General features: G+C 63.8%; 22 protein-coding genes and 1 pseudogene. 12 read left to right on the top strand and 11 right to left on the bottom strand.

Annotated features, from left to right (window positions below; all coding sequences use genetic code 11):
- Positions 1–481: 481 nt before the first annotated feature.
- A complete protein-coding gene (locus AC1DFR_RS13660; protein WP_476851691.1) occupies positions 482–787 on the top strand; it encodes a DUF1905 domain-containing protein in 306 nt (101 codons plus the stop codon).
- 83 nt (positions 788–870) lie between these two features.
- Here AC1DFR_RS13660 and AC1DFR_RS13655 read toward each other — a convergent pair whose 3' ends face one another.
- The 5 genes from AC1DFR_RS13655 to AC1DFR_RS13635 all read right to left on the bottom strand — a co-directional run bounded on the left by AC1DFR_RS13655 (position 871) and on the right by AC1DFR_RS13635 (position 3,606).
- Positions 871–1,338, bottom strand: a complete 468-nt coding sequence (locus tag AC1DFR_RS13655) for a hypothetical protein (protein ID WP_223915857.1) — start codon at positions 1,336–1,338, stop codon at positions 871–873.
- A 252-nt stretch (positions 1,339–1,590) separates the two neighbouring features.
- On the bottom strand, positions 1,591–2,070 hold the full coding sequence (locus tag AC1DFR_RS13650) for a hypothetical protein (RefSeq protein ID WP_476873626.1): 480 nt from the start codon (positions 2,068–2,070) through the stop codon (positions 1,591–1,593).
- A gap of 247 nt (positions 2,071–2,317) precedes the next feature.
- The gene (locus tag AC1DFR_RS13645) at positions 2,318–2,659 is read right to left on the bottom strand and encodes a YciI family protein (protein WP_476871928.1); all 342 of its coding nucleotides are present in this window, start codon (positions 2,657–2,659) and stop codon (positions 2,318–2,320) included.
- Positions 2,660–2,783: 124 nt separating this feature from the next.
- Complete coding sequence (locus AC1DFR_RS13640) at positions 2,784–3,170, bottom strand: VOC family protein (protein ID WP_476871927.1); 387 nt, start codon at positions 3,168–3,170, stop codon at positions 2,784–2,786.
- Positions 3,171–3,429: 259 nt separating this feature from the next.
- A complete protein-coding gene (locus AC1DFR_RS13635; protein ID WP_476871926.1) occupies positions 3,430–3,606 on the bottom strand; it encodes a hypothetical protein in 177 nt (58 codons plus the stop codon).
- A gap of 318 nt (positions 3,607–3,924) precedes the next feature.
- Here AC1DFR_RS13635 and AC1DFR_RS13630 point away from each other — a divergent pair, with 318 nt between their 5' ends.
- Positions 3,925–5,760: an AfsR/SARP family transcriptional regulator gene (locus tag AC1DFR_RS13630; RefSeq protein ID WP_476873625.1), complete on the top strand. Its 1,836-nt coding sequence runs from the start codon at positions 3,925–3,927 to the stop codon at positions 5,758–5,760.
- 85 nt (positions 5,761–5,845) lie between these two features.
- Positions 5,846–6,028, top strand: a complete 183-nt coding sequence (locus tag AC1DFR_RS13625; RefSeq protein WP_028275253.1) for a PspC domain-containing protein — start codon at positions 5,846–5,848, stop codon at positions 6,026–6,028.
- Positions 6,029–6,227: 199 nt separating this feature from the next.
- Here the strand turns inward: AC1DFR_RS13625 and AC1DFR_RS13620 are convergent, their stop codons facing one another.
- From AC1DFR_RS13620 to AC1DFR_RS13610, 3 genes are all read right to left on the bottom strand, one after another.
- A complete protein-coding gene (locus AC1DFR_RS13620; RefSeq protein WP_011690916.1) occupies positions 6,228–6,431 on the bottom strand; it encodes a cold-shock protein in 204 nt (67 codons plus the stop codon).
- 200 nt (positions 6,432–6,631) lie between these two features.
- Positions 6,632–8,530: an O-antigen ligase family protein gene (locus AC1DFR_RS13615; RefSeq protein WP_476873624.1), complete on the bottom strand. Its 1,899-nt coding sequence runs from the start codon at positions 8,528–8,530 to the stop codon at positions 6,632–6,634.
- An 86-nt stretch (positions 8,531–8,616) separates the two neighbouring features.
- Positions 8,617–12,246 carry a carboxypeptidase regulatory-like domain-containing protein gene (locus tag AC1DFR_RS13610; RefSeq protein WP_476873623.1) on the bottom strand — a complete coding sequence of 1,210 codons (3,630 nt, stop codon included), beginning with the start codon at positions 12,244–12,246 and terminating at the stop codon, positions 8,617–8,619.
- 364 nt (positions 12,247–12,610) lie between these two features.
- On the opposite strand from AC1DFR_RS13610, the gene AC1DFR_RS13605 reads away from it, so the two are divergent.
- Positions 12,611–12,994 (top strand): TfoX/Sxy family protein, encoded by a 384-nt coding sequence (locus tag AC1DFR_RS13605; protein WP_476873622.1) that lies wholly within the window; start codon positions 12,611–12,613, stop codon positions 12,992–12,994.
- 5 nt (positions 12,995–12,999) lie between these two features.
- On the opposite strand, the gene AC1DFR_RS13600 is transcribed toward AC1DFR_RS13605, so the two are convergent.
- A complete protein-coding gene (locus AC1DFR_RS13600; protein WP_476873621.1) occupies positions 13,000–13,941 on the bottom strand; it encodes a hypothetical protein in 942 nt (313 codons plus the stop codon).
- A gap of 27 nt (positions 13,942–13,968) precedes the next feature.
- Between AC1DFR_RS13600 and AC1DFR_RS13595 the strand changes: the two genes are divergently transcribed.
- From AC1DFR_RS13595 to AC1DFR_RS13585, 3 genes are all read left to right on the top strand, one after another.
- Positions 13,969–14,547, top strand: coding sequence for an HNH endonuclease (locus AC1DFR_RS13595; RefSeq protein WP_476873620.1), 579 nt, complete (start codon positions 13,969–13,971; stop codon positions 14,545–14,547).
- Between the two features lie 217 nt (positions 14,548–14,764).
- On the top strand, positions 14,765–15,139 hold the full coding sequence (locus AC1DFR_RS13590) for a PH domain-containing protein (protein ID WP_476859791.1): 375 nt from the start codon (positions 14,765–14,767) through the stop codon (positions 15,137–15,139).
- Between the two features lie 242 nt (positions 15,140–15,381).
- Complete coding sequence (locus AC1DFR_RS13585) at positions 15,382–16,695, top strand: flavin-containing monooxygenase (RefSeq protein WP_476873619.1); 1,314 nt, start codon at positions 15,382–15,384, stop codon at positions 16,693–16,695.
- A gap of 22 nt (positions 16,696–16,717) precedes the next feature.
- Here AC1DFR_RS13585 and AC1DFR_RS13580 read toward each other — a convergent pair whose 3' ends face one another.
- The gene (locus AC1DFR_RS13580) at positions 16,718–17,485 is read right to left on the bottom strand and encodes a hypothetical protein (RefSeq protein ID WP_476873618.1); all 768 of its coding nucleotides are present in this window, start codon (positions 17,483–17,485) and stop codon (positions 16,718–16,720) included.
- Between the two features lie 167 nt (positions 17,486–17,652).
- Here AC1DFR_RS13580 and AC1DFR_RS13575 point away from each other — a divergent pair.
- From AC1DFR_RS13575 to AC1DFR_RS13565, 3 genes and pseudogenes are all read left to right on the top strand, one after another.
- Positions 17,653–18,084: pseudogene (locus AC1DFR_RS13575) on the top strand (alkaline phosphatase D family protein); the annotation flags it as partial.
- A 349-nt stretch (positions 18,085–18,433) separates the two neighbouring features.
- Positions 18,434–18,763 carry a hypothetical protein gene (locus AC1DFR_RS13570; RefSeq protein WP_476873632.1) on the top strand — a complete coding sequence of 110 codons (330 nt, stop codon included), beginning with the start codon at positions 18,434–18,436 and terminating at the stop codon, positions 18,761–18,763.
- Positions 18,661–18,903 (top strand): HNH endonuclease, encoded by a 243-nt coding sequence (locus AC1DFR_RS13565; RefSeq protein WP_476873617.1) that lies wholly within the window; start codon positions 18,661–18,663, stop codon positions 18,901–18,903. The genes AC1DFR_RS13570 and AC1DFR_RS13565 overlap by 103 nt, the downstream gene beginning before the upstream one ends.
- Positions 18,904–19,422: 519 nt before the next feature.
- Here AC1DFR_RS13565 and AC1DFR_RS13560 read toward each other — a convergent pair.
- Positions 19,423–19,836 (bottom strand): hypothetical protein, encoded by a 414-nt coding sequence (locus AC1DFR_RS13560; RefSeq protein ID WP_476873616.1) that lies wholly within the window; start codon positions 19,834–19,836, stop codon positions 19,423–19,425.
- A gap of 658 nt (positions 19,837–20,494) precedes the next feature.
- Here AC1DFR_RS13560 and AC1DFR_RS13555 point away from each other — a divergent pair.
- A complete protein-coding gene (locus tag AC1DFR_RS13555; RefSeq protein WP_476873615.1) occupies positions 20,495–21,220 on the top strand; it encodes a YDG/SRA domain-containing protein in 726 nt (241 codons plus the stop codon).
- Positions 21,221–21,603: 383 nt separating this feature from the next.
- Positions 21,604–22,863 (top strand): DNA (cytosine-5-)-methyltransferase, encoded by a 1,260-nt coding sequence (dcm, locus tag AC1DFR_RS13550; protein ID WP_476873614.1) that lies wholly within the window; start codon positions 21,604–21,606, stop codon positions 22,861–22,863.
- The last annotated feature ends 20 nt before the right edge of the window (positions 22,864–22,883 follow it).

Raw genomic sequence — 22,883 nt, 5'->3', positions numbered from 1 at the left:
CAACCAATTCAATACAATAAATTGGTATCAACAAACTTGGCACACTATTGAGTTCTCAAACAACAGACACACCCGGCACCACCACAACCAACAAACAGTCAAGGATCGCTCCGGAGCAACTTTTCAAACTTACCCGATCTCGGAAGTCTTTGCAAATTCGCATTTCTGCGATTTACATTCATCCAAGAAGGTCCCCGCCGTTATTTAGCACGCAAATTTGCGAACCATTTTCAGGCTGTTTAGAAGGGGGTCGGTCGCTTTCTTTCCGCATCAGCGGCGGCGACTCGAATTACTTTACACGCCGGGAGGACCCTACACAAATCGGCCCCCTGAGGGGGTTCCATGGCGTCACATTCCCGGAACCGCGCGGATTTCGGCAGCCGCGGCCGCCCCCAGAGGCCGGCGGCCCGGCGTCGGGGTTCTATGGAGTGGGTCACACGCGCACATCACGAGGCTTTGCTCCCGGTGCCATACTCAGAGCGTGACGACGTCGTACACGTTCCGTGCCGAGCTGTGGCACTACCCCGAGCAGGCAGGCTGGCACTTCATCACCTTGCCGCCGGACCTGGCGGAGCAGCTCAAGGACCAGGCCGCCCCGTTCCGGAAGGGCTTCGGTTCGGTGAAGGTGAATGCCTGCATCGCCGGGCAGCGGTGGCGGACGTCGCTCTTCCCGGACAGCAGGACCAACTCGTACCTCCTCCCCGTCAAGAAGGCCATCAGAACCGCAGCCGGCATCCACGCCGGCGATGAGGTGGACGTGGAAGTCGAACTGATTCTTGAGGGCTGACAACACGGACTGGATTGCAGGGGTAGCTGCAGGGCGACCCGAGCGCTTGTGCTCTCTGTTGAGCCGCTGCTTGAAGGAACAGTTCACCCCGCCGGAGAGGCCTCCACGAACGCCACCTGCGTGGCGTATTGCTGGTACAGCTTGACGGCCTCGTCGATCTCGATGTGGCCGAAGTTCAGCGCGACCTGCAGCCCCTCCAGCTGGGCACTGGCGGTCTCGGCTGCGCTCACACGGTCCGCCACGGAACGGGACGTGGCAAAGTTCGTGGCCAGCGCCGCGGCAACGGAGCAGATCACCGCCAGCAGACACAGTCCCCGCCACACAATCGAGTCGTCCGCCAGGTTGAAGATGTTCGCCACCGCTTCGGTGAACCCCGTGCCACCGGCGGCGGGGCCGACCGTGAACGCGGCGGCCAGCGCACTGCCCACGATGCTGATGCCGGCCAGCCGGGAGCGCCGGGGTCGTTCCCGGCCGAGGTAGGACTGAAGGTCCCGTTGCTTCTGGTCGATGCGGTTAGACAGCCTTTGCCGCGTATCGGATGTTTCGTCCATGATCTGGTCCCCGGTTCCCTCGCCGATCGTGTCCGCACGCCTGGAAAGTGGGACTGCCAGCGGTCCACCGGTTCCCCAGGATTCCCCAGCCGGGACGGGATCTCCCTGCCCCTTGGCCGCTCTCCTCCCGAAACGCGCACACGTTTAGGATGCTCCCGCGCCACTGCGGGTGTCTAGACACTTGACCGACGACGTCGGCGTTCCCCGCCGGTCCGGGGCGGGGAACGGTGCCCCGAGGTTCTCCCGCCGCCGCTATTCGTTCGTCGGCGCCTTCACGTCAGCTCCCGCGTGCACGGCGGTCTCGGCGGGAGGCCGCCAGATGGGCGTGCCGTCGAGTGAGAGGTCAGCCGGTGGAGCAGTCACATGGGCCGTGATCCCCTGGGACCGGAGTTCGGCCTCCAGTATGAGCAGCATCCTCTCCGCCATGCCTATCGAGAGTTCGCCTTTAGTGTCAGTCCAAATCATGGGGCCAAGTTCGGTCAGATAGACATCGGAGACGTAGTTTGGCGTGTACTGGGGGTAGTCGCCAGTCATTTCGGCGGGGCTCAGTTCCTTGCCGTTCTGGTCCACCGACATAAAGCGCCCTCCCGCGGCATACAACGCCGCGGCGGCCTTGTCCTGGTCGTCAGTCTCGACAAGGAACCCGGGTGACGTTTCCCATCCGTCACCCAGTCCTTCCTCGTACCTCTCGCCCTGCTGGTCGAAGATGTCAGGTGCCACGGTTACGCTCACTGCGCTGCTTCCCTTCACGTTGCCGTCGTGGGCGATGGACGGGCTCGGCTGAGGACTCGGGGTTGAGGGTGCCGCACGCATGGTGGGCGACGTGAAGGCTTGACCGGGCTGTGTGGATCCAGAGCATCCGGCCAAGGCCAGCCCGAAAGCCACCACTACTGCCCCACAAAGATGTCCTCTTGCCACGTGCCCTCCCCCGGCGCCCACCAGCCGAGGTCAGTGTAAGCCACCCCCGCCGCGCAGTCACCTAGCTGGCGGGGTCGTACTGGAAGGCGCGCACCTCCTGCGCGCAACGGCAGGCGGCCGCGATCTTCGCGGCCCACTCCAAAGCCTCATCGTAGGAGGGCAGCTCCAGCACCGAGTAGCCGCCTTCGAGCTGCGTCGTCTGCGGGTAAGTGCCCTCGCTCACGGTCCCGTCGCCATCCACTATGACGGGCGGGATGCCCTCATCGATGCCGCCGCCAAACACCCAGACGCCGGCGTCCTTCGCCTCCTGGACGACCGCGTGCGACGCATCCGAAACAGCCTGCAGCTCTTCCTCGGGGAAGACCATGGCGGCACTCGGAAACGAGATCAGATACTTCGTCATTCGCGTCGACTCCTTGTTTGCAGCACGGTTTGCAACACGGTGAACCGCGTTCATCCTCGCCGATGCCCTCGTGCCGCGCAACGATCTCGGCGGCCCCGGTGGCCGTGACGGCGAACCTGGGACCTCATGCAGCACCCGATCCGTACGGACGCGTGATCGCCTCAAGGAAATGCCCGTCAGGATCCGCGAAGTAGACGCCGCGTCCCCCGTCGTTGTGGTTGATCTGCTGTGGGCGGGACCGTCCCGGGTCCGCCCAGTAGGGGATGCCCTCGGCCTGGATCCTTGCGAAGATTCCGTCGAAGTCCTCCTCGCTGACCAGGAAGGCGTAGTGCTGCGCGGCGATGGGCCGGTCCGCCGTGGCGAAATCGAGCGCCACCCCGTGGTCAAGGGGAACGGTCATGAAGGACCACATGGCTTCGGGTTCCGGCAGTCCGAGCACGTTGGCCAAGAACTTCGCCGACCGACGCTTATCCGTTGCGTAGACGATGGTGTGGTTGAAAGCGACCGTCATGGCGACCTCCTCCGGTGTGGTTGTCTGAGACCATCTGACATCCGGCACTCTTCAGATTTCAAGAGCGTCCCTGGAACGTTCATGGCATGCGATGTAAGCCCACCTCAAGCCCACTAGAGCGACACCCGGCGATCACAGGACGCCACGAAGCGCTGAACTCCGCAAAGACACCGCACGACGTCGGGCCTGACCCCCGCCTCCCATGCTGGAGGTGGGGGTCAGGCCCGTGCGGCTACTGGCGTGTGGTTACCGGATTCAGTCAGCCCTGCAGGGACCGCAGGGATGCGTACGGTTCGCTGGGCAGGTTGCCTGCCATCCAGGCGCGGGTGGACCGGATGGGAGGGGTGTGGCCCCGGCCGTCGCGGACGACCGCGACTATGGTGGCGACGGCTGCGAAGACCAGGAGTCCGGCGAGCAGGATAGCGGCAAATTCCATGTGAAGAGCACCTCGGGCGAGTGATGGAGCTGGTTGTTGGGGCTGATGATGGATCAGGTTGTTGGGCCGGAATCCCGGGCGATCGGTGCGGGTTTAGTTTGCGACTGGGGTTCAGGTTTCCGGTCCTTTTTGTGGGGACATGTCCAGTTTCCGCACCCACCGTGTGAGCCACCGTGTGAGCATTTTCCGCTGTGGTTTTCCGCCCGCTTCCGGCTCTCTTCGGCTCCGATCAAGCGCCGGTCAGGCGCCGTCGCTCCCCCGCCGCACGCCCGCCGTCGGCCCCTCCCGCGTGCCCGTTGGCGGCGTAGCATGACTGATATGGCCGAGACTTGGATTCGGCTCCTCGGTCCGCCCCGGATCGAGTCCGCTGGCACCGCACCCCGGCAGCCCCGGGGCCGCAAGGCGTGGGCTGTGCTGGCCTACCTCGCGCTGCAACCGGGCGGCACCGGCCGGGCCCGGACGGCGGCCCTCCTGTTCCCCGACGCCGAGGACCCCCTCGGCGCCCTGCGCTGGAATCTCTCCGAGCTGCGCCGGACCCTCGGCACGGAATCGGTGGGCGGCGACCCGCTGCGACTCGTGTTGCCGGCCGGCTGGAACTGCGATGTGCTCGCGGCCCTGCAGCCAGCCGGCGACGCCGACCCCCGCACCTTCGACGGCGAACTCCTGGAGGGGCTCACTTTCGAAGAATGCCCGGCGTTCGAGTCCTGGCTGGAGGACCAGCGGCACCGGCTCGAGAACTCTGTGCTGACGCTGCTCTACGAGGCATCGCTCGCCGCGCTGGCGGCCGGAAGGGCGGACGACGCCGTCGACCTCGCCACCCGCGCTCTGCACCTGGACCCCTTCAACGCGGACTGCCATGCCGTGCTGATCAAAGCCCTGCTAGCCCTGGGTGACTACCGGCGGGCGCGGGAACAGGCCGACAAGTGCCGCGAGCTCTACCGCCGGGAGCTCGGGCTCGGCGTGCCCGCAGAGGTGCGCCGGGCATTGTCCGACGCGGCGCCCCCGGCCGAGCCCGGACTGCCGGCTAGTACGGCCGCCGTGCGGTCCTACCTCGACGCCGCCGAGGCCTCGCTCTCGGCAGGCTCCGTGGACCGCGGGCTGGAGCAGTTACGCCTCGCAGCCGAGATCGCGCAACGAACCGGCGACCATCACCTGCTCGCCGAATCCCTCGTCACACTGTCCGCGGCGCTGATCCATCAGGCCGGCGGCCGCGGCGCCGAAGTGGCCGACCTCCTGCACAGAGCTTTGAAGTCGGAAGGGTTGGATCCCGCGTCGCTGGCGTCGGAGGGGCGGACCCCCGGGCGGCCGGCGTCGCGGGTGGCGGCGGCGGCATACCGGGAGCTGGGGTACCTGTCCGTGCAGCGGGGCATTCCGGACCGTGCGGCCGGCTGGCTGGAGCAGGCGGCCCGGGCGGCGGACGGGTTCGACGACGAACGCTCCAGGATCCTGGCCATCCAGGGCATGGCGGCCTCGGACACCGCGCACTACGGTGAGGCGCTGGCGGCTTTGGCCGAATCGAGCCGGCTCGCCACCGCCGTGGGCGGCCGCCGCCTGCTGGCGTTCAGCCAAGCGCTGACCGGACGGGTGCATCTGCTGCGCGGGGATCTGGAGCCGGCGGCTGAATGCCTGGACCGGGCCCAGGAACTGATCGCAGCCGAACACTGGACGGCGTTCGAACCCTTTGTCGCCGGGCTCCGCGGCGAGACGTTCCTCGCCGCCGGCCGGCTGGAGGACGCCGCTCCCCTGATCGACCGCTCGTGGGTGATGGCCGACGTCGCCGGCGACCACTGCTACCTGACCCTGGCCGCCGGAGCCAAGGCCCGGCTCAGCATGGCGCTGAACGACCAGGCCGCGGCCGAATCCTGGCTCAAGCGCGGGCTCGACACCACGCCCTGGTACCTCTGGTACCGGGCACGGCTGCTTGACACGGCCGCCGAGGTCGCGATCGACGCCGGCTCCCCCGCCGCCGGGGACTACGCCGACCGGCTGGGCACCATGGCCAGCCGAGGCGCCCTGCGCGAACTGGTGGTCCGGGCCCACTCGCACCGGGCGCTCCTGGGCGACACCGCCGCCGCCGAGACCATCCCGTGGCTGGCCAAGGACATCGACAACCCGGCGCTCAACACCTACCTGGCGCGGCGCGGCCAGCTCTGACCAGCTGCGGCGCGTGCTGTGGCAGTGGGCGGCAGGGGCGAAAGACACTGCTGACTCGACGGGCGCCTGGTGCTACGGTAGCGAAATGTCAGCAACCTTGGTTCGCCCCAGACGCGGCAAAATCTTCGCAGGCGTGTGCGCTGCCTTGGCCGACCGTTTCGAAGTCCCCCGGGCTTTTGTCCGGCTCGGGTTTATGTTCTTCGGCCTGTTCGGCGTGGGTGAGTTCGTCTACGTCGCGTTGTGGATCCTCATCCCCCGGGACGACTAGCCGCAGACTTGTGGTGCGGGACCCGGCGCAGGGAGCTGGCCGGCATGAGGACCGCGACGGCGCCGTGGGCGGACGACGTCGGTGCCGCGCCGCCGTCGTCATCCCTGTTTTGGAGGCACAGGTGGGTTAAACAAAAGCAGGGCCCGTCCGAAGACGGGCCCTGCTCGAAACCTAACGGTCCCGGGTATCTAAAAGGAAATTAGATAGCCTGGATGTTGGTGGCCTGGGGACCCTTGGGGCCCTGCTCGGTTTCGAAGGAGACCTTCTGGTTCTCTTCGAGGGAGCGGAAGCCGGAGGAGTTGATCGCAGAGTAGTGTGCGAAAACATCCTGTGAGGAGTCATCGGGGGAAATGAAGCCGAAGCCCTTTTCAGCGTTAAACCATTTGACGGTACCAGTAGCCATTATTTTTGTCCTTCGTGAAGGTGGAGGAACTGTCCCGACTTTCGGGTCCTCCTGTTTGGGGTGCTCAAAACCGCTGCTTCAGAAGAACAAGGTCTTGCAACCTTGCGTACTGCCTGAACTACGAACTGCATAAACACAACAACAGGATCAACTGTACAGGACGTTTGGTGGGTGAATTACCACACCTCCATCTGGAACGGTCAGCGAGGGCCGAGCGCATCCGCACGGGCCTGCGCCTGCCCCGCCGCTTCCGGATCTCCCAGCCGGTCATAGATCCTGGCCAATATGGTCCACGGCTCCGCCGAGGCCGGCGCACGCTCCGCCGAGGCGGCGAGGTCGGCCAGACTGTCCTGGACGTTGCCGAGGCCGAAGTTGGCGACGCCACGTTGGAGATAGGCAGCGGAGTCGAAGGGGGAACGCCGAATCATCTCGTCCAACGTGTCTTTGCCTTGTTGGAGCTTCCCAATGTTGATAAAGCCGATGGCGAGGGCCAGGCCCGCCTCGGATGAGCCGGGCGTGCGGTCCAGCGCGATGCGGGCCCATTCGACGGCATGGTTCGCGGCGATGGAGTCCCCGTCGGCGGCCGGCCCGGTGAAGGCCTGGGCCGCCAGCAGCGCGGTATCCGAGTCCCAGGGCCGCAGCCCGTAGGCGCGCTGGAACTGGCTCTCCGCCGTCGTCAGGTCTCCGGCCGCGACGGCGGCTACACCCTCGGCCATCGGCCATTCGGCGATCGCCGCCGGCACTGCGATGCCCAGCCCCAGGGCCACGAGCAGCCCCGTAGCCACCGCACCGGCCGGGAAGGTCTTCCAGGTCCGGACCTCGGAAGCTGATTTCGCGGGAGCCGCCTTGGCGCGAGGCCGGACCTGCTGCACGGCAGCCCGCGACGTCGACACCAATCCCCCGCAGATGAAGGCCGCCACGGGCGTGGTGGCCGGCGAGGTGAATGCGGTGAGGAGCATCAGACCGTAAGCGGCCACGGCAGCGAGGGCGCCGGTCAGGTTGTCGCGGTCAACTCCCGGTGCCGCGGTGCGGATGCTTTCACTAGCGCTGCGCAGAATGAGGAAGGCCAGCACCGCCGCCGCCAGCAGCAGCGGAAGTCCGCCCACGGCGGCGGCCTGCAGAAGCCAGGAGTGCGGCGAGTCCGGCGGGAATGTGCCGCCCACCCGGACGGCCCACTCCAGGGTGTGGAAGCCCGTGATGGCATCGACAAAACCGTTCGGGCCGACGCCGGTCCAGGGGTGCTCGGCGATCAGCTTCAGGCTCTCGTCCCACAGCAGCCAGCGGCCGTTGACCGTGTCGGCGCTGAAGAGCCGCTCCCGCGCCACGGGAATGGCGACTGCGGCAACGCCAAGCAACACGAGCGAGGCACCGCCAGCCGCCGCGACGCGCGCGCGGCCGGGGGTCCGGATTGCGGCCGCTACCAACACAAGCACGACGGCGGCCAGGCCCAGGATCGCTGCACGGGAACCGGACAGGACCGTGGTCAGGGCCGCCGCTGCAAGGCCGATGCGGGCCGGCCAGTCCCGGCCGCGCAGTGCCGGCAGTGCCAGCACTGCGGCCGCCAGAACTCCGATGATTCCCTGGTCCGTCGCGTTGCCCAGGGTGGCCCCGGGGCGCAGATCCGCGGACCCGCCCAGGGGCCGCAAGCCTGCGGCCTCGAAAGCACTAATAAAGCTCACAATCACCACCGCCGGGGTGAGCGCGGTGCGGAACATGGCCCAATTCCTGGCTCTGCCCGGCCCGCCGAGGACCTTGGCACCCAAGGCAAAGACGGCGACGTAGAGCGCGATGACCAGTGCGCCCTCAAACCGTGGCCAGCGTCCCAGGAAGCTGGCAAGGGGGCTGGCGGAGAAAGCCGTAGAAATGGACAGCACAATGGCGGCGGCCCACAGTGCCCGCCGGATGCCTTGGGGCAGCCGGCCTCCGGCCTGGGCAAGGGCTCCGATTCCGACGACGGCCAGGAGCCAGGCCACCTTCATCCAGGTGAACCGGAACAGGCCGCCCGGCTGGAAGACCAGGACCGAGCAGGCCACTAGCCACACACAGGCGCGGGGAGCGAAGACCCGTGCCCTTTCCAACGTTGAGATTGGGAAGGGCACGGGTCTCCTTGTGATTTTGCTTTGTAGGGCTGGTGATGCCTGTGTAGTTCGGCGGCCCGGTACGGCGGCCTGCTGCGCCTGGCGCCCTAGACGGCTGCTACAGCCTTCGTGGCCGCGCTGGTCTTGGCCGCCGTCGTGTAGCCAGGTTTGGAGCCGGTTACCGTGACCGTGATCGTCTTGCCCACGTCACCGGAGGTCAGGACATATGTCGCGGCCGTCGCCCCGGAGATGTTCACCCCGGAACGCTTCCATTGGTAGGCCAGGGTGACCGGCGCCGGACCCCACGTGCCGGGAACCGCGGTCAGCTTCTGCCCGCTCACAGTAGTGCCCGTGACCGTCGGGACCGGCGAAGCCGTCAACGCCACAGGTGCCGTGACGACATTCGTCGCCGCACTGGTCTTGGCCGCCGTCGTGTAGCCGGTCTTGGACCCGGTCACCGTGACCGTGATCGTCTTCCCAACATCACCGGACGTCAGGACATACGTCGCGGCCGTCGCCCCGGATATGTTCGCCCCGGACCGTTTCCACTGATACGCCAGGGTGACCGGGGCCGGGCCCCACGTGCCGGGAACTGCGGTCAGCTTCTGCCCGGTCACGGTAGTGCCCGTGACAGTCGGCACCGGCGCAGCCGTCAACGCCACGGGCGCCGTGACGACCTTTGTCGCCGCACTGGTCTTGGCCGCCGTCGTGTAGCCGGGCTTGGACCCGGTCACCGTGACCGTGATCGTCTTGCCCACATCACCGGATGTCAGGACATACGTCGCGGCCGTCGCCCCGGCGATGGCCGCCCCGGATTGTTTCCACTGGTACGCCAGGGTGACCGGCGCCGGGCCCCACGTGCCAGGAACCGCCGTCAACTTCTCCCCGGACACTGCAAGGCCGGTGATCGTCGGAACCGGCGCAGCCGTCAGTGCCACCGGCGGGGTGCCGAAGGACAGTGCACCCATGATGGTCGGCTTGCCGACGATGACCGCCACGGGCGCAGCGCTGGCCTCGGTGGCGACGTTTCCGGAATAGATCTTCGATCCGTCAGCACCGGAGTGCGCGACGACGAAGTACTTTCCGGTACTGAGCCCCGTGATATTGAACTTTCCGCTGGCGTCGGTAATCCCACTACGCGTGACGAGACTTCCATCGCGGGTGTAGGCCTGCACTCCGGCGGTGGGCAGAGGCTTGCCCGCCTTGTCCGTTAGCGTCCCGGCGATGGAGCCGCCCGTGACCAGGGTGGCGTTGATGTTCGATACCGACGCGCTTGCGCCGACGGTCACGGTCTGGGCTGCACCTGCCCCTGCGGATTCGGACTTGTTGTTGTAGAACTGCGCCTCCGTGAGGGAGGAGCCGCTGGCACGGTTGAATGCCACTTTGTAGGATCCCGCCGCGAGACCGCCAATGCTGTAGGTTCCGGCAGCGTCTGCGTAGCCGTCCTTGACCACAGCCCCCGCGGAGTTCAGGACGCTGACGGGGGTGCCAGTGGTGCCTCCGCCGGTGATCTTGCCGCTGACGGTGGAGCCCTTGACCAGGACCGGGTTGATGCCGGTCAGGTCCTGCCCGGCCGCCACCGTCAGGGTTCGGGCCGCGTCGAACGAGGCAGCCTTGTCGAACCACTGGTCGGCCGCGCCCGTGTTCCAACCGGAAATGAAGACCTTGTAGGATCCGGCAGCCAAGCCCGTTACCTTGTAGCTGCCGTCCGGATTCACATAGCCCTGCGCGATCTGCCGTGTAGAGGAGCCGGCGGCGAAGACCTTCACGGTTGTCATCGCCACGGTAACGCCGGGATAAATTACTTTGCTGAGCACCACACCGGCAGGGGCAGTGATTTTCCCGCTAATGGTCGCGGCCTTCACCAAGGTGGCATTGATGCCGGCCAGGTCCTGCCCGGCAGCCACGGTCACCGCAGTGGCGGTGTCGAAGGAGGACGCGTTCTTGTACCACTGGTCGACGGCGCCGCCGGAGCCACCTCTGAATGCCAGCTTGTAGGATCCAGCCGGAAGGCCGATGATCTTGTAACTGCCGTCCGGCCCCACTCGGCCGTAATAACTTGGGTTCTGGTCCTGCGGGGCTGCCGGAGTGGCCGTGACGGAAATACCGGAAGGGCTGATGCCTGCCGGGGCGGTGACTTTGCCGGTGATCGTGGCGCCCTTGACCATGGTGACGTCAACACCGGTGAGGTCCTGGCCGTTCGTCACGGCCACGGGAATGGCTTTGTAGGGCGAGTCAGCTTTCTGGTACCACTGGTCAATCGCGCCGGTGTCCCAGCCGGAGAACTGGAGTCGATAGGATCCCGCCGGCAGCCCGATGATCTTGTAGCTGCCGTCCGGCGCCACATTGATGGTCTGGCCCACTGGTGTCATTGAGGACGCCAACCAGGTTGAGACCTGGACGTTGGAAAGGTTGACGCCTGCCGGAGCGGTAACTTTTCCGCTGATCGTGGCGCCCTTGACCAAGGTGGCGTTAATCCCGGTGAGGCCCTGGCTGGTGGCCACAGTGACGGCCGTGGCCGTCTCGAAGGAGGCGGCATTTTTGTACCACTGGTCGAGGGCGCCAGTGTTCCAGCCGGAGAACTGGAGCTTGTACGAGCCCGCTGACAGGCCAGTGATTTTGTAGCTGCCGTCCGGGGCGAAGCCGGCGGACCGAGTCAATTGGCTGCCTTGTTCCGCTGCGGGCGAGGCGCTGACGTAGGAGTTCGAAAGATCGACCCCCGCCGGTGCGGTGACTTTTCCGCTGATTGTGGCAGCCTTCACGAGCGTACTGTTGATGCCGGTGAGGTCCTGGCCGGCAGTGACAGTCACGGCAGTCGCAGTTTCAAAGGACCCGGCGTTCTTGTACCACTGGTCCGCAGCACTGGTGTTCCAGTCGGAGAACTCCACCTTGTAGGATCCTGCCGGCAGGCCGATGACCTTGTAGCTGCCGTCCGGGGCCACAGTGGAAGTTTGACCCACCTGCCTTTGTGAGGCCGCCAACCAGACACTCACTGAAACGCTGGAGAGGGTGACGCCTGCCGGCGCGGTGACCTTTCCGCCGATCGTGGCCCCCTTGACCAGCGTCGCATTGACGCCGGCGAGGTCTTGACCGGCAGTGACGGTCACGGCCGTGGCAGTGTCGAAGGAGGCGGCGTTTTTGTACCACTGGTCCAAGGCGCCGGTGTCCCAGCCCGTGAAGTGGAGCTTGTAGGACCCTGCCGGCAGGCCCATGATCTTGTAGCTGCCGTCCGCTCCCACGTCGGACTGTCCTGCCCCGTCATGTGTGGTCGCCGACAAAGCAACTACAGACAGGTTGGATGAACCGACGCCGGCGGGAATTGTTATCTTTCCGCCGATCGTGGCGCCTTTTACCAGCGTGTCGTTAATGCCGGTGAGGGCCTGTCCGGCGGTGACGGCCACGGGCGTGGCAGTGTCATAGGAGGCGGCGTTTTTGTACCACTGATCCTGGGCGCCGGTATTCCAGCCAGCGAAGTGGAGCTTGTAGGATCCCGCGGGAAGGCCCATGATCTTGTAGCTGCCGTCCGCTTCAACGCTGGACTCGCCCATGTGGCGCTGGAATGCCGCCGATAAGGCGTAAACATATGTGCCGACAATGTTCACTCCGGCGGGAGCCGTCACGGTCCCCTGAATGGAAGCCGTCGACGTATCGGCTGCGGTGGCCGGGACCGAACCCAGCATCATAAGTATCGCCAGCACTGCACTGATAAAGGCAGGCAGGCGGAATCTACTCGTCATTGCGAGCATGTATTTCCCCCAAGTTCATGCGTCAGCGAATGCTGAGCAACCAAAGTCTGCTGAGCCAGACTTTGCAAATAGTAACCCGCCATGTGAGTTTTGACTATCTGTTACTAGGCCAGGCACTCCGAACTAGGCACAGCTGCAAATTGTCGGAATTTACTGCGTCCGCATTTGCCGTGAAAAAAGCCGTCCCATGGAACCCGTATAACGGACCAGGAGGTCGCTGTTCCTGGGTTATGCCTCAATCATGCCCGCCGAAAGCTGGCTCGCAACATTTATGCCGACCGCCTGTCCCATGCCCGGCCGCGGGCATATCCTGCAGGAAGACCAGCCCGCGACCGCCAGTACCGGAGGAAGACCCATGGAAATGCCGAAAGCGTCCGACGCCGACAAGGAACACTTCCGCTCGGTGCTCCCGAACCATCCCGACGTGGTCATCAAGCCAATGTTCGGAAACTTGGGGGCGTTCGTGCACGGGCACATGTTCGCCGGCCTGTTCGGCCCCACCATCGGCGTGAAGCTGGCCGGGGCGGACAAGGAGTTGCTGGAAGGCACCGAGCGGACCGTGCCGTTCGGTCCGGCCGAGCGCCCCATGGGCGGCTACACCGGGCTGCCGGAGATCTGGAACGCCGAGGGCGACGGCGACGAGGCGCGGGCCAAAGCCTGGGTGGAGAAGGCATTCGAGCACGTGGCCGGACTGCCGCCGAAAGAACCGAAGGCTTCTAAGCCCCGGTCCAATAAGTAGAAAGACTAGGGCAGCACAACATTCACGAGTTCGGACCGGCTGCCGGTTTCCAGGTCCTCGGTCAGGGCCAGCGCACCGATCTGAGGGCAGTGATACTTATACTCCCGGGAGCTCTTTTCAAGCGGCGTCCAGTCGTAGACCTTGACGCAGTCGGTGTACGTGCCTGATGTGGTGGAGACTGTCTCGCCGGTAGCTACGGTGTCCCGCATGTCTTCCGCGTGACCAACGTAGAATTCCTGCCTGTAGGAGTCGCCGACGCGCTGCTCGGCCTTCATCCAGATGCCAGCTTTTGCGCCGTCTTTTCCGTGCAAAAAGCTGCCGGAGTGGTTCAACAAGATTCCATTCGAGTAGTTGTCCACGTCCTCGCCGAAGTACCAGACGTCGCCGTTTTTATGTTGCGCCAGGTAATCCCGAGTTTCCTCTACCAGCTGCCCGTTCTTGTACTCCTTATCCAGATAGACCACCGTCTCCACGCCCTCTATGGTCATGGTTTCCGGCAGGATTTCGATCTCGATCCTCTCGGAGACTTTTCCGTGTTCGGTGGTCTCGTACGTCAGTTTTTTGCCGACAGGGAGGGCGAAGTATTTGTTGGTGATTTCAGTGGTGAAATCTGCTGGGTTGATCTGCGGGTTGTACTCCGCGGCCGTACTCCTCTTTGTGTTGTCGAAGACAAATAATGTCGCCCCACCAACAACCAGCAACAGGACGATCACACCAAAGACGATTTTGGTTCGTCGATTCATGACCTTTCCCACCCCTTCCGAGTAGAAATTCCTGTAGGGAGTCAGAGCACCGTTGCCGGCCCATGGCCATAGAAAAAAGCTAGCGCAGTCCGCACTGAACCAGAACACCTCCGGCGAAACGCCCCGCGCGATGAGGCACCGCCTCCCCGTAGTGCCAGCGAAGGTACGATCTGCCTCAGCGAGCGGGACGCCGCCCGTCTTCATTTGCCGGAGTCTTTATGGGGGGACCAAATGATTGAATTGAAACGCATCTACTGGACGCGCCAATTACTCCGGTTCGCCATGGCCGCGTTGACGGTGTGGATCTTCGCCGGAGCCATCCTGTCGCTCGTGACGCGTTCCGGGAACGCAACTGCGGTACGACCAACCACGACCGTCACAGCCATCTTTACAGGGATGTTCGACGGCGTGCTGGCGGCCGTCGCGCTTCCAGGCGTACTCGCCGTCGTCCTGACCATTAGCGCGTCGGTAATCCGGGCGAGGGACGTGAAGCGCCGCGATCCGGTCCGGCGCTTCAGCCGCCAGCAGCGCCGCGAAGGCATGTCGCGGGCAGAGGGCCAGTGCGAGATGGAGGCCGGTTTCCGCCGCCGGTGTTCCCGTCCTGCGGAACACGGTGACCATTTCTACCCGTGGTCCAAGGGCGGATCCACCAGCCTGCGGAACTTCGTCGCCGCGTGCAGCAGGTGCAACCGCGCGAAAGGCGCCCACATCCCGTCGCCAGGCCAGCAGGAAAGACTGGAACGACGACGGCGGACGTACGTAACGCTTGAGGATGCGGTCGCCGTCGGGGAACGGCAGCCGTTTGCCTAAGTTGTAGGCGATACGTCGAGCATCGGTATGTGTTGTCGCCCTGCCTGTCCCAGATGTCCCGGATCCGCTGACAAGGGGGACCTCACCGAAAATTTCGCGAACCCTTCCTGAATATGAAGGGCGCCATCGCGACACGCCGATTGCAGGTCACGACGGCCCGGCATGCCTTTGTAACACTGAACTCCGAGGCTTGACCACACGAAAAGGAGCCACCCCCTTGGAAGCAGCAGCAGTGACCACGTGGATGTTCGTCGACGAATGTCCGATTCCCAACGACGTCGCGGAACTAATGGTGCCGGGCGAGCAGCCGGTGGCCGCGTACAAGACGTTCCGGGATAGCGCCATCTTTACAACCAAGCGCATGATCGTCCGCGACGCCCAGGGCCTGACTGGCAAGAAGGTGGAGGTGTACTCGCTGCCCTATTCCCACATCAACATGTGGTCATCAGAGAACGCCGGGAGATTTGATCTCGATGCAGAGCTGGAGCTTTGGACCCGCGCCGGGCATATCAAAATTAAGACGGGTAAGAAGGTGGATGTGCGCCGCCTAGACATGCTGATCGCGCATTCAGTCCTCGGCATCCAGCACTAACGCGGATCTTCTTCCACTAGAAATTCGGCACCCCCGACGCAGTCCAACCCCTGCGACCCGGCAACGTTAAGAGGACGCGCAATTCGTGTCCTCTTACCGTTTCCGCGTTCAGGCCGTACTTCTCTAGGGATTCCGGCTGCAGGTGCAGGAAAGGACTGCCCAGAATCTGCTGTAGGCGGTGGCCCTGCGGACATATCCTGCCAACAAAGCCAGCCCTGCACCTTGGCTACGGGAGAAGAACCATGGAGACCCCGACGGTGACCGACGTGCCGTTCCCCGAAGCAGCCGCCCGACCTGCGGCTCCGCAAAGCGTCAACACCCTTATCGTCGGCGCCGGGCAGGCTGGACTGGCCACGAGCTACTGGCTAAGCCGTGCCGGCGTCGAACATCAGTTGCTGGAACGGCGCGAAACGCTTGGCGGGGCGTGGCAGGACCGGTGGGACGCGTTTTGCCTGAACACGCCGAACTTCTCGCTCGCGCTGCCCGGCATGCCGTATGACGGCCCCGCCCCGGAAGCATTCATGCTGCGAGATGACCTCATCGGCCATTTCCGGCACTATGCGGAGAGCATCGACGCTCCTGTCCGAACTGGTGCGGATGTCACGCGGATCGCGCCCGCGGACGGCGGCGGCTTCGACGTGGCCACAACCCAGGGCAGCTGGCGGGCCCGGAACGTGGTGCTCGCTACCGGCGGTTACCAGACTCCGAAAATCCCCGCAGTGTCGGCGCAACTGCCCAGCCACATCCTGCAGATTCACACCGACAGCTACCGCAACCCGGACCAACTGCCCGAGGGCGCCGTGCTCATCGTCGGCACCGGCCAGTCCGGCGGCCAGATCGCCGAGGAACTGCTCGCCGTCGGCCGCGAAATCCACCTGGCGGTGTCCACGTGCCCGGAAGCCCCGCGCCGGTACCGCGGCCAGGACCTCCTCTATTGGATGATGCAGCTTGCACAATTCGGCCCCGACTACGGACTGAACGGCCTCACCGTGGGGCAGTTGCCCTCCCCCGCGGCGAGGTTCGCCTGCAACCCGCTGGTGTCCGGCGCCGACGGCGGCCACGACATCCACCTGCGGGACCTCGGCCGCCGCGGCGTCCGGCTGCACGGCCATTTGGAAGCAGCCGACGACGGCGACCTCGTCTTCAGTGATGACCTTCCGGAACGCCTGGGCCTGGTGGAGGCGGCGTTCTACCAGCGGATGAAGCCGATGTTCGACAGCTATATTGCCGCCACCGGCATGTCGGCGCCGGAGCCGGAGCCGCCGCGCAGGGACGACTGGCTTCCTTCGGAGCCGGCACGGCTGAACATCGAGGCCGCCAACGTCACGTCGGTCCTCTGGGCCACGGGCTACCGGCTGGACTTCAGCATCTTGGACATCCCGGTGCTGGACGAATGGAACTACCCCCGGCACCACCGCGGCGTCACCGAACACCCGGGCCTGTACGCCGTCGGGTTGCCGTGGCTGACCGGGCACGGCTCGTCCATCGTGGCGGGCGTGGGCCGCGATGCCGAATACATTGCCCAACACATCGCCGGGAACATCGCCGCCCGGTGAAGACTACGTTCCAGAGGGGTAGCTAGCCCGCGCAAGGCCCGTCGAAGTCCACTGGCGCGGCGAGGCCGGCCGCGCTGAACCATTCCGCGGCCCATGCCTGGACCGAGGGCATGGCGAGTTGTTCGGCAACAAGCTCCGGCGGCCCGTCGAACACGGACTTCCCCTCCTCTAAGAGGTCCCCGGTGCCGCTGCCGGAGAGGAGCCCGAAGAGGGCCGGCTGGTCGAGGAAGGGAAGCTTCCCGCCGTCGCCGTCGGTCAGCACGCCCCAGCGCGAGGTGAACAGCGAGAACTCCTCCGGACGTTCCCCGTGGTCCGCCACGAGCGGGCAGGCTTCGCCGTCGAGCTGGATCCGCCGGTAGTTCGGCTCCGTTTCGTCGAGGGCCATCAGTTGGACATCGTCCAGCCACGAAAGCCAGACCGCTGTGCACTCTCCCATCAGCGGATACGGGGCGGCGGCGATGTAACCGGCCTTGCTCACATGGGCGGAGTGGCCAACGGCGATGTTGTGGAGCTGCCCCCGGACCAGCGGCAGGACCGCGCTGACAGGCTGGTTGTAGTTCGCGAATTTCCGCCGCATCACGTCGGCGCTTGAATTCGAGCCGATGGAGACCACTAGGGAACGGGCTTCCAGCGGTGCCGCGCCGGCTTGCACGAGGGTTTCATCCAGTCCGGCTGAAAGCTCAAGTGGCCGGAAGTCATTGCCGTCCATGACACCCGAGGCCACGGGCGGGTCCCACGGATACAGCAGCGGGTCGAGATGGCCGGCGCCGCCGGCACTGCTCAGTCCCATGGACTCAGCCGGATGAAGCCGGATGAAGGCGGATGAAGGCGGATGAATCCGTCGGCATCGTGCTGGAGACTAAACAAGGTGGCCCGCTTTCGTGGTCGGGACTTCCAGTGTCCCGCACTTTCGGGGGAACCGGACCTTCGGCGCTTCAGTTGCCGGCCAGTCCGCGCCCGGAGATCGACGACGTCTCCATGGACGGGTGGGACGGCTACGCCGCGTCGCGCTGCCGCATCACGCAGGGCTGGGTGGACGCCAACGTGCGCAACGCCGTCGTGCCAACCGGCGATGTGCACCGCAACTGGGCCAACGACGTCAAAGTGGACTACAAGGACCCGGCGTCGCCCGTGGTGGGCTCGGAACTCAGGTGCACGTCCATCTCGTCCACCGGCAACGGCTCAGGATCCACCACGGACCCAACCATGGCCTGGAACCCGCACCTGAAGTTCTACAACGACAACCACGGCTACGTGAACACGAAGATCACGAAGGATGCGATGACCGCTGACTTACGGGTGCTGGACTACGTCACGACGCCGGGATCTCCCGTGAGCACGAAGGCCTCCTTCCAGATTCGGGACGGTGTTCCGGGGCTGCAGTGTCGGGCGAAGAATCCGTTCGAAACCAGCCTGGACGACGGCGGGCACGCGCCCGCCGTCGGCTCTCCTCCAACGTTGGGCCTGCCAAAAAGCCTTCACGGCGCCCGCGACTACCCACGGATGCCTGGACCGGTCAGCGCTGAAAAGACGCAACAGCCGTATTCACGAGGAAGAATCGCGGGCCCGACGGTACGATCTCCCTAGCTGCAGCGCAGCAGGGTTTCGACCGAGCCGAAGATCGATGGGGGACGACTGAACGGTGGAACTGAAACGCATCTACTGGAGCCGCCAGGCTCTGCGTGCAGCTTATTAGGCAGGAATTTTGTGGCTAAGTGCGTCCGTTGTCCTGGCACTCATGCAGAAGGCCAACCCGGCGGGCAGCCGCAACGCTGCCACGGTCGCTGAAATTTTGCGCGGTATGGTCGACGGCGTTCTGGCCGCGGTCACCGTCCCCGGGCTTTTCTTGGTGGTTCTGACGATTGTTGCCGCCGTCATTCGCGACAGAGACGTGAAACGCCGGGACCAGGTCCGGCGCTTCAGCGGCCAGCAGCGCCGGGAGGGCATGGCCCGCGCGGGTGGCCAGTGCGAGATGGAGTCCGGACTCCGGCGGCGGTGCCCGTTGAGCACGGTGACCATTTCTACCCCTGGTCCAAGGGCGGATCCACCAGCCTGCAGAACTTTGTAGCGGCCTGTGCCAGGTGCAACCAGACTAAGGGCGCGCGGGTTCCCTCGCCCGGTCAGCAGGCCAGGGTGGAACGACGACGACGAGCGTACGTTGCGCCGGCCAGTTCCGTCAGCGTCGGTGCGCGGCAGCCGCTTTCCTGAGCGGCTGCCGTCGAAGCCGCCAGAGTTCCTCGCTGAACGCCCGCATAACTCGAGCCCCACCCGCACCTATCCCGCACTAAGACAACAGCGTCAACTTCTCCCCACAGCTGGTTTGTGATCGTATAGCCGCTTCCTTAGGCGCACCGCCGCAGCAAGGACACGACGGTGACTATGTCAACCTTTCTTGGCCCGGCAGGACGGCTGTATCTGCCCCTACCAAGAGTTCCAAGTCTTGTTCCGCCGCCGGACTCGTGGACTATCGAACTTGGAGCAGAGCACTCGACTGCCTTGAGCGACAACTGGCTGCGGACAACGTACGAATGCGTCTCTAGTTTTGTCAGGATCATTCCTTCAAATTGAATGGTTCGAGATGATGTCGCCGTGGCCTGAATTTGGACGTGGGGTGCAGTGCCGTTGCGGCGGGTGATTCTTTGGGGATCTGCCGCATAGGTGGCAGGCTGCTGGTCCGACTTGGTCTCTCGTGGGCGGAGGCCACCAGAGGCGGCCATGGCGGATTCCTTACATGCCCAGCCTCCTGCCTAGACTCTCCACTTGGGCCTCCGTGCGGAGCAAGATCGGCTGCACCTTATCCCCGGAAGGAGTCCGCCAGGGGCGCTCTTCCATATCCACCCCGCGAGAGTCGCAATGGATTGCAGCCGCCATTACCTCGTTCATCCTGTATGCCAACCTCGGCCCGTAAGTAATCTCAATCCACTCCGGCTCAAGTCCCGTCTCACCTGCAATAACCGCCTTCCCATCCAGCCATTTGGGGAGGTTGTCCGGGTCTACATCTACGTCGTCGCAAAAGAGGTCCATCTGCGCGAGGATCGGGGCGTCCTTGTCGTCCGGCCCCATCGGGTCATCGTCCACAGTGCGGGCAAAAACGGTCAGTAGCAGGTCTCCGTCCTCGTCGGGTTCTGGAACCCTCATCACGTGCAGTTCGTAAGTTCCTACGAGCCAGCGACTTGTCATTTATCTCAACTCTCCAATCGCAGAACATGAGGCGCGGACGGATACCGCTGAGGCGCCGGTACCCGCCGACGCGTGGTCATCAAGGAATACTGAGCCTATTTATTGGCGTAGATGCCTGCACGAGTAGTTACTACCCCCCTTTTCCAAAGCGGATTCAGTACGGTCAGGTCCACTACTCGCAACTTGGATTTTGCAGCCATCTGTTGTTCCGGAAGTAGCTTGGACCAAGTCGCCCTGCTGACACCCATCAGTCGATGTCCGCATTCTCTGCCACGCGATCAACCTCGAGCTCGGTCCGAAGGAGCTCGTGGCCTCGATCGATATGCTCGCAGCGCGGATAAACGGAACATGTGCCGGCGCCCTGTCAGTTCAAAGTGCGACGTGAGGTCGCGCGCCGGCAAAGTCTAGGACGCATGATTCACTGCCGAGAGTCCAGCCTCGGCACCTGTCAAACGCGGGCGAACGGTGTCACCACTACGGGTGATCCATGACCATACGAGCTCTAAGCTATAAGCCACGGGTTGGTCAATTCTTGCCTCAACGAAAGCAACGGCATCGACACGGTCTGCTCAACATGAGCGTCAAGGATGGCCATAGATTGATGTGACACGATTCAGATATGACCGAAGTAGAGCTGGGGCATGTCGCGAGCGTCCCCGTGGGAACAATCTTCCACAATAGGAAGGACGTCAAGGCGGCGGGACTGCATCGACATATTGTCAACGGCATTGATGGGGATGAACACATCACGCGCTCGCTGGTCGCCGCTGGAGTCTATAGCGGCGACAAGGACCATGGAGTCACCCTCCGGTACGCCGGACAAGGCGGGTTAGACAGGGACACGGGACTGCAAATTGATCATCAGCGTTTTGAAGGACCTAACGCGGGATTGGCCGCGTCGTTGGCCAGTGGAATGGCAATCCGACTCATTCGGGGTTGGGGACCCAAAAAAGGTGCCAAGGTCTACCGATATGACGGCCTCTATCGAGTCACGAGGTATTGGCTAGATGAGACAGGCAAATACGACGTCTGTATGTATCAGTTGGACGCAGTAGTTTCTGACCTTGGCTATGCCTTCGAGCCGGAACTGGATGGAAATGGACGCCCTTCCCCAGTTAATCATCGGAACTTCAGCAAATTTCCCAGGCTCACCTATGCAAATGCCACTCAATCCACACGGCAGCGGTTCGCTCAGCTCGAACGCGCCGCTTGGAGATGCGAGCTGTGCTCGGCCCCGCAGAACATCGCTGCAGGAACACTGCTACGTGCCGTGCCGACCGGGACTGGGGAAGCGCAGAGAGTGCTGTGTACATCTTGCTACAACGCCCACCTAAGGAATGCATAAGCGATCACGGCCAGCGCGCCCTGCTGTAAAACCGCTCGCTGGCCTTAGCAAGGCTGCGCCCGTACCTCTACCTCGGACCATGTTCGGGCGGTCGGTTACTACGATTGGTTGACCACTACGACCAGCACCGACCGGCAAGGGAACGCAAGGCCCCCTTGTGTCGAACACGCTCCGATACTTCGGGCTCGCGGTAGTAGACTATTGCGGATCGGATTGCTTCAAGGTCCTTGCCCTGCATGGCTTCTCCTGGCAGTATTGAGCCCGAGGTGGCCGCCCCGTGCATGGGACAGCGCATGGAGTTGGACGAGACCCCAGCGAAACTAGAATCATCTTTAGACGGCGGGGCTTCATGCCCAGCCCCGGACCATAGGCCAAGTACTTATATGGGATTCCCTGCAAATCCAGTTTCACCTAGCCCCCTCGACATCGCGCTCTCGTTCCTGTCTCGGAAGGAATTGGCGGATTACCTCGAAGTCGACAGCAACACGATTGCTCGCTGGAGCGTGGAGGGCGGACCCTCCGATGCAACGGCCACCCAAGCGCTAGATACGCTCGTCAGTGGCTTCCACGACCGCAGGCGGGTCGTTCCCCAAGCAGATTTCAGGTTCATAGACCTCTTCGCCGGCATCGGCGGGATTCGCACTGCATTCGAGGCAGCGGGCGGACGCTGCGTGCTCACGTCGGAATGGAATAAGTTCTCACAAAAAACATACGTGGCAAATCATGGCGTCGACCACAGCTTCATCGGAGACATAACCGATCTAACCCACGAAATACCCGACCATGACGTCCTCCTGGCCGGCTTCCCGTGCCAGCCGTTTTCCATTGCCGGCGTCAGCAAGAAGAACTCTCTAAACCGTCCCCATGGGTTTTCCGACCCAACTCAGGGGACGTTGTTTTTCGAAATTAAGCGAATACTTCAGCAACGCCGTCCTGCTTCTTTTCTCCTGGAGAACGTCAAAAACTTGAAGTCGCACGATGGCGGCAACACGTTCAAAGTCATAATCGAAACTTTGCAGAACGAGCTCGGATATGAAGTGCATACAAAAGTCATCGATGGAGCTCACTTCACTCCCCAGCATCGGGAGCGAATCCTAATAGCAGGCTTCGCCGAACCGACTACGTTCTCTTGGGACGAATTACACCTTCCCGAAAAAACACACAGGCTACGGGACATACTGCACGCTTCTGACGGAAGTGAACCCTATGTTCTCTCAGATGGGGGCAGATACTTCGATCATGGCCTATCACGGGTGCGAGCAAAATACACGCTTACACCAGGGCTGTGGGATTATCTGCAGAAGTATGCGGCCAAGCACAAGCTCGCGGGTAATGGATTCGGATACGGGATCGTGAACGGCGACAGCGTCGCACGAACTCTCTCTGCGCGGTATTACAAAGACGGTTCCGAGATTCTTGTAGTCCAGGAAGGACTCGCTCCCAGGCGCCTGACCCCTCGTGAGTGCGCTCGGCTCATGGGCTTTCCGGACTCGTTCGTCATCCCGGTGAGCGACACTCAGGCCTATAAGCAATTTGGAAATTCGGTTGTAGTCCCTGTCTTTGCGGAAGCAGCACGGGCGATGAAGCCCCACATTGCTGAAGTCCTGGAGGCTCGGACTTACGCCCGTCAGGCATCAGCCTAATGTCGTCATCAGGGACGCGG

The organism is Arthrobacter sp. 05T410 (genome assembly GCF_056396505.1).
The sequence above is the reverse complement of the archived record's forward strand: the minus strand, read 5'-3'. Positions and strand labels throughout refer to the sequence as shown.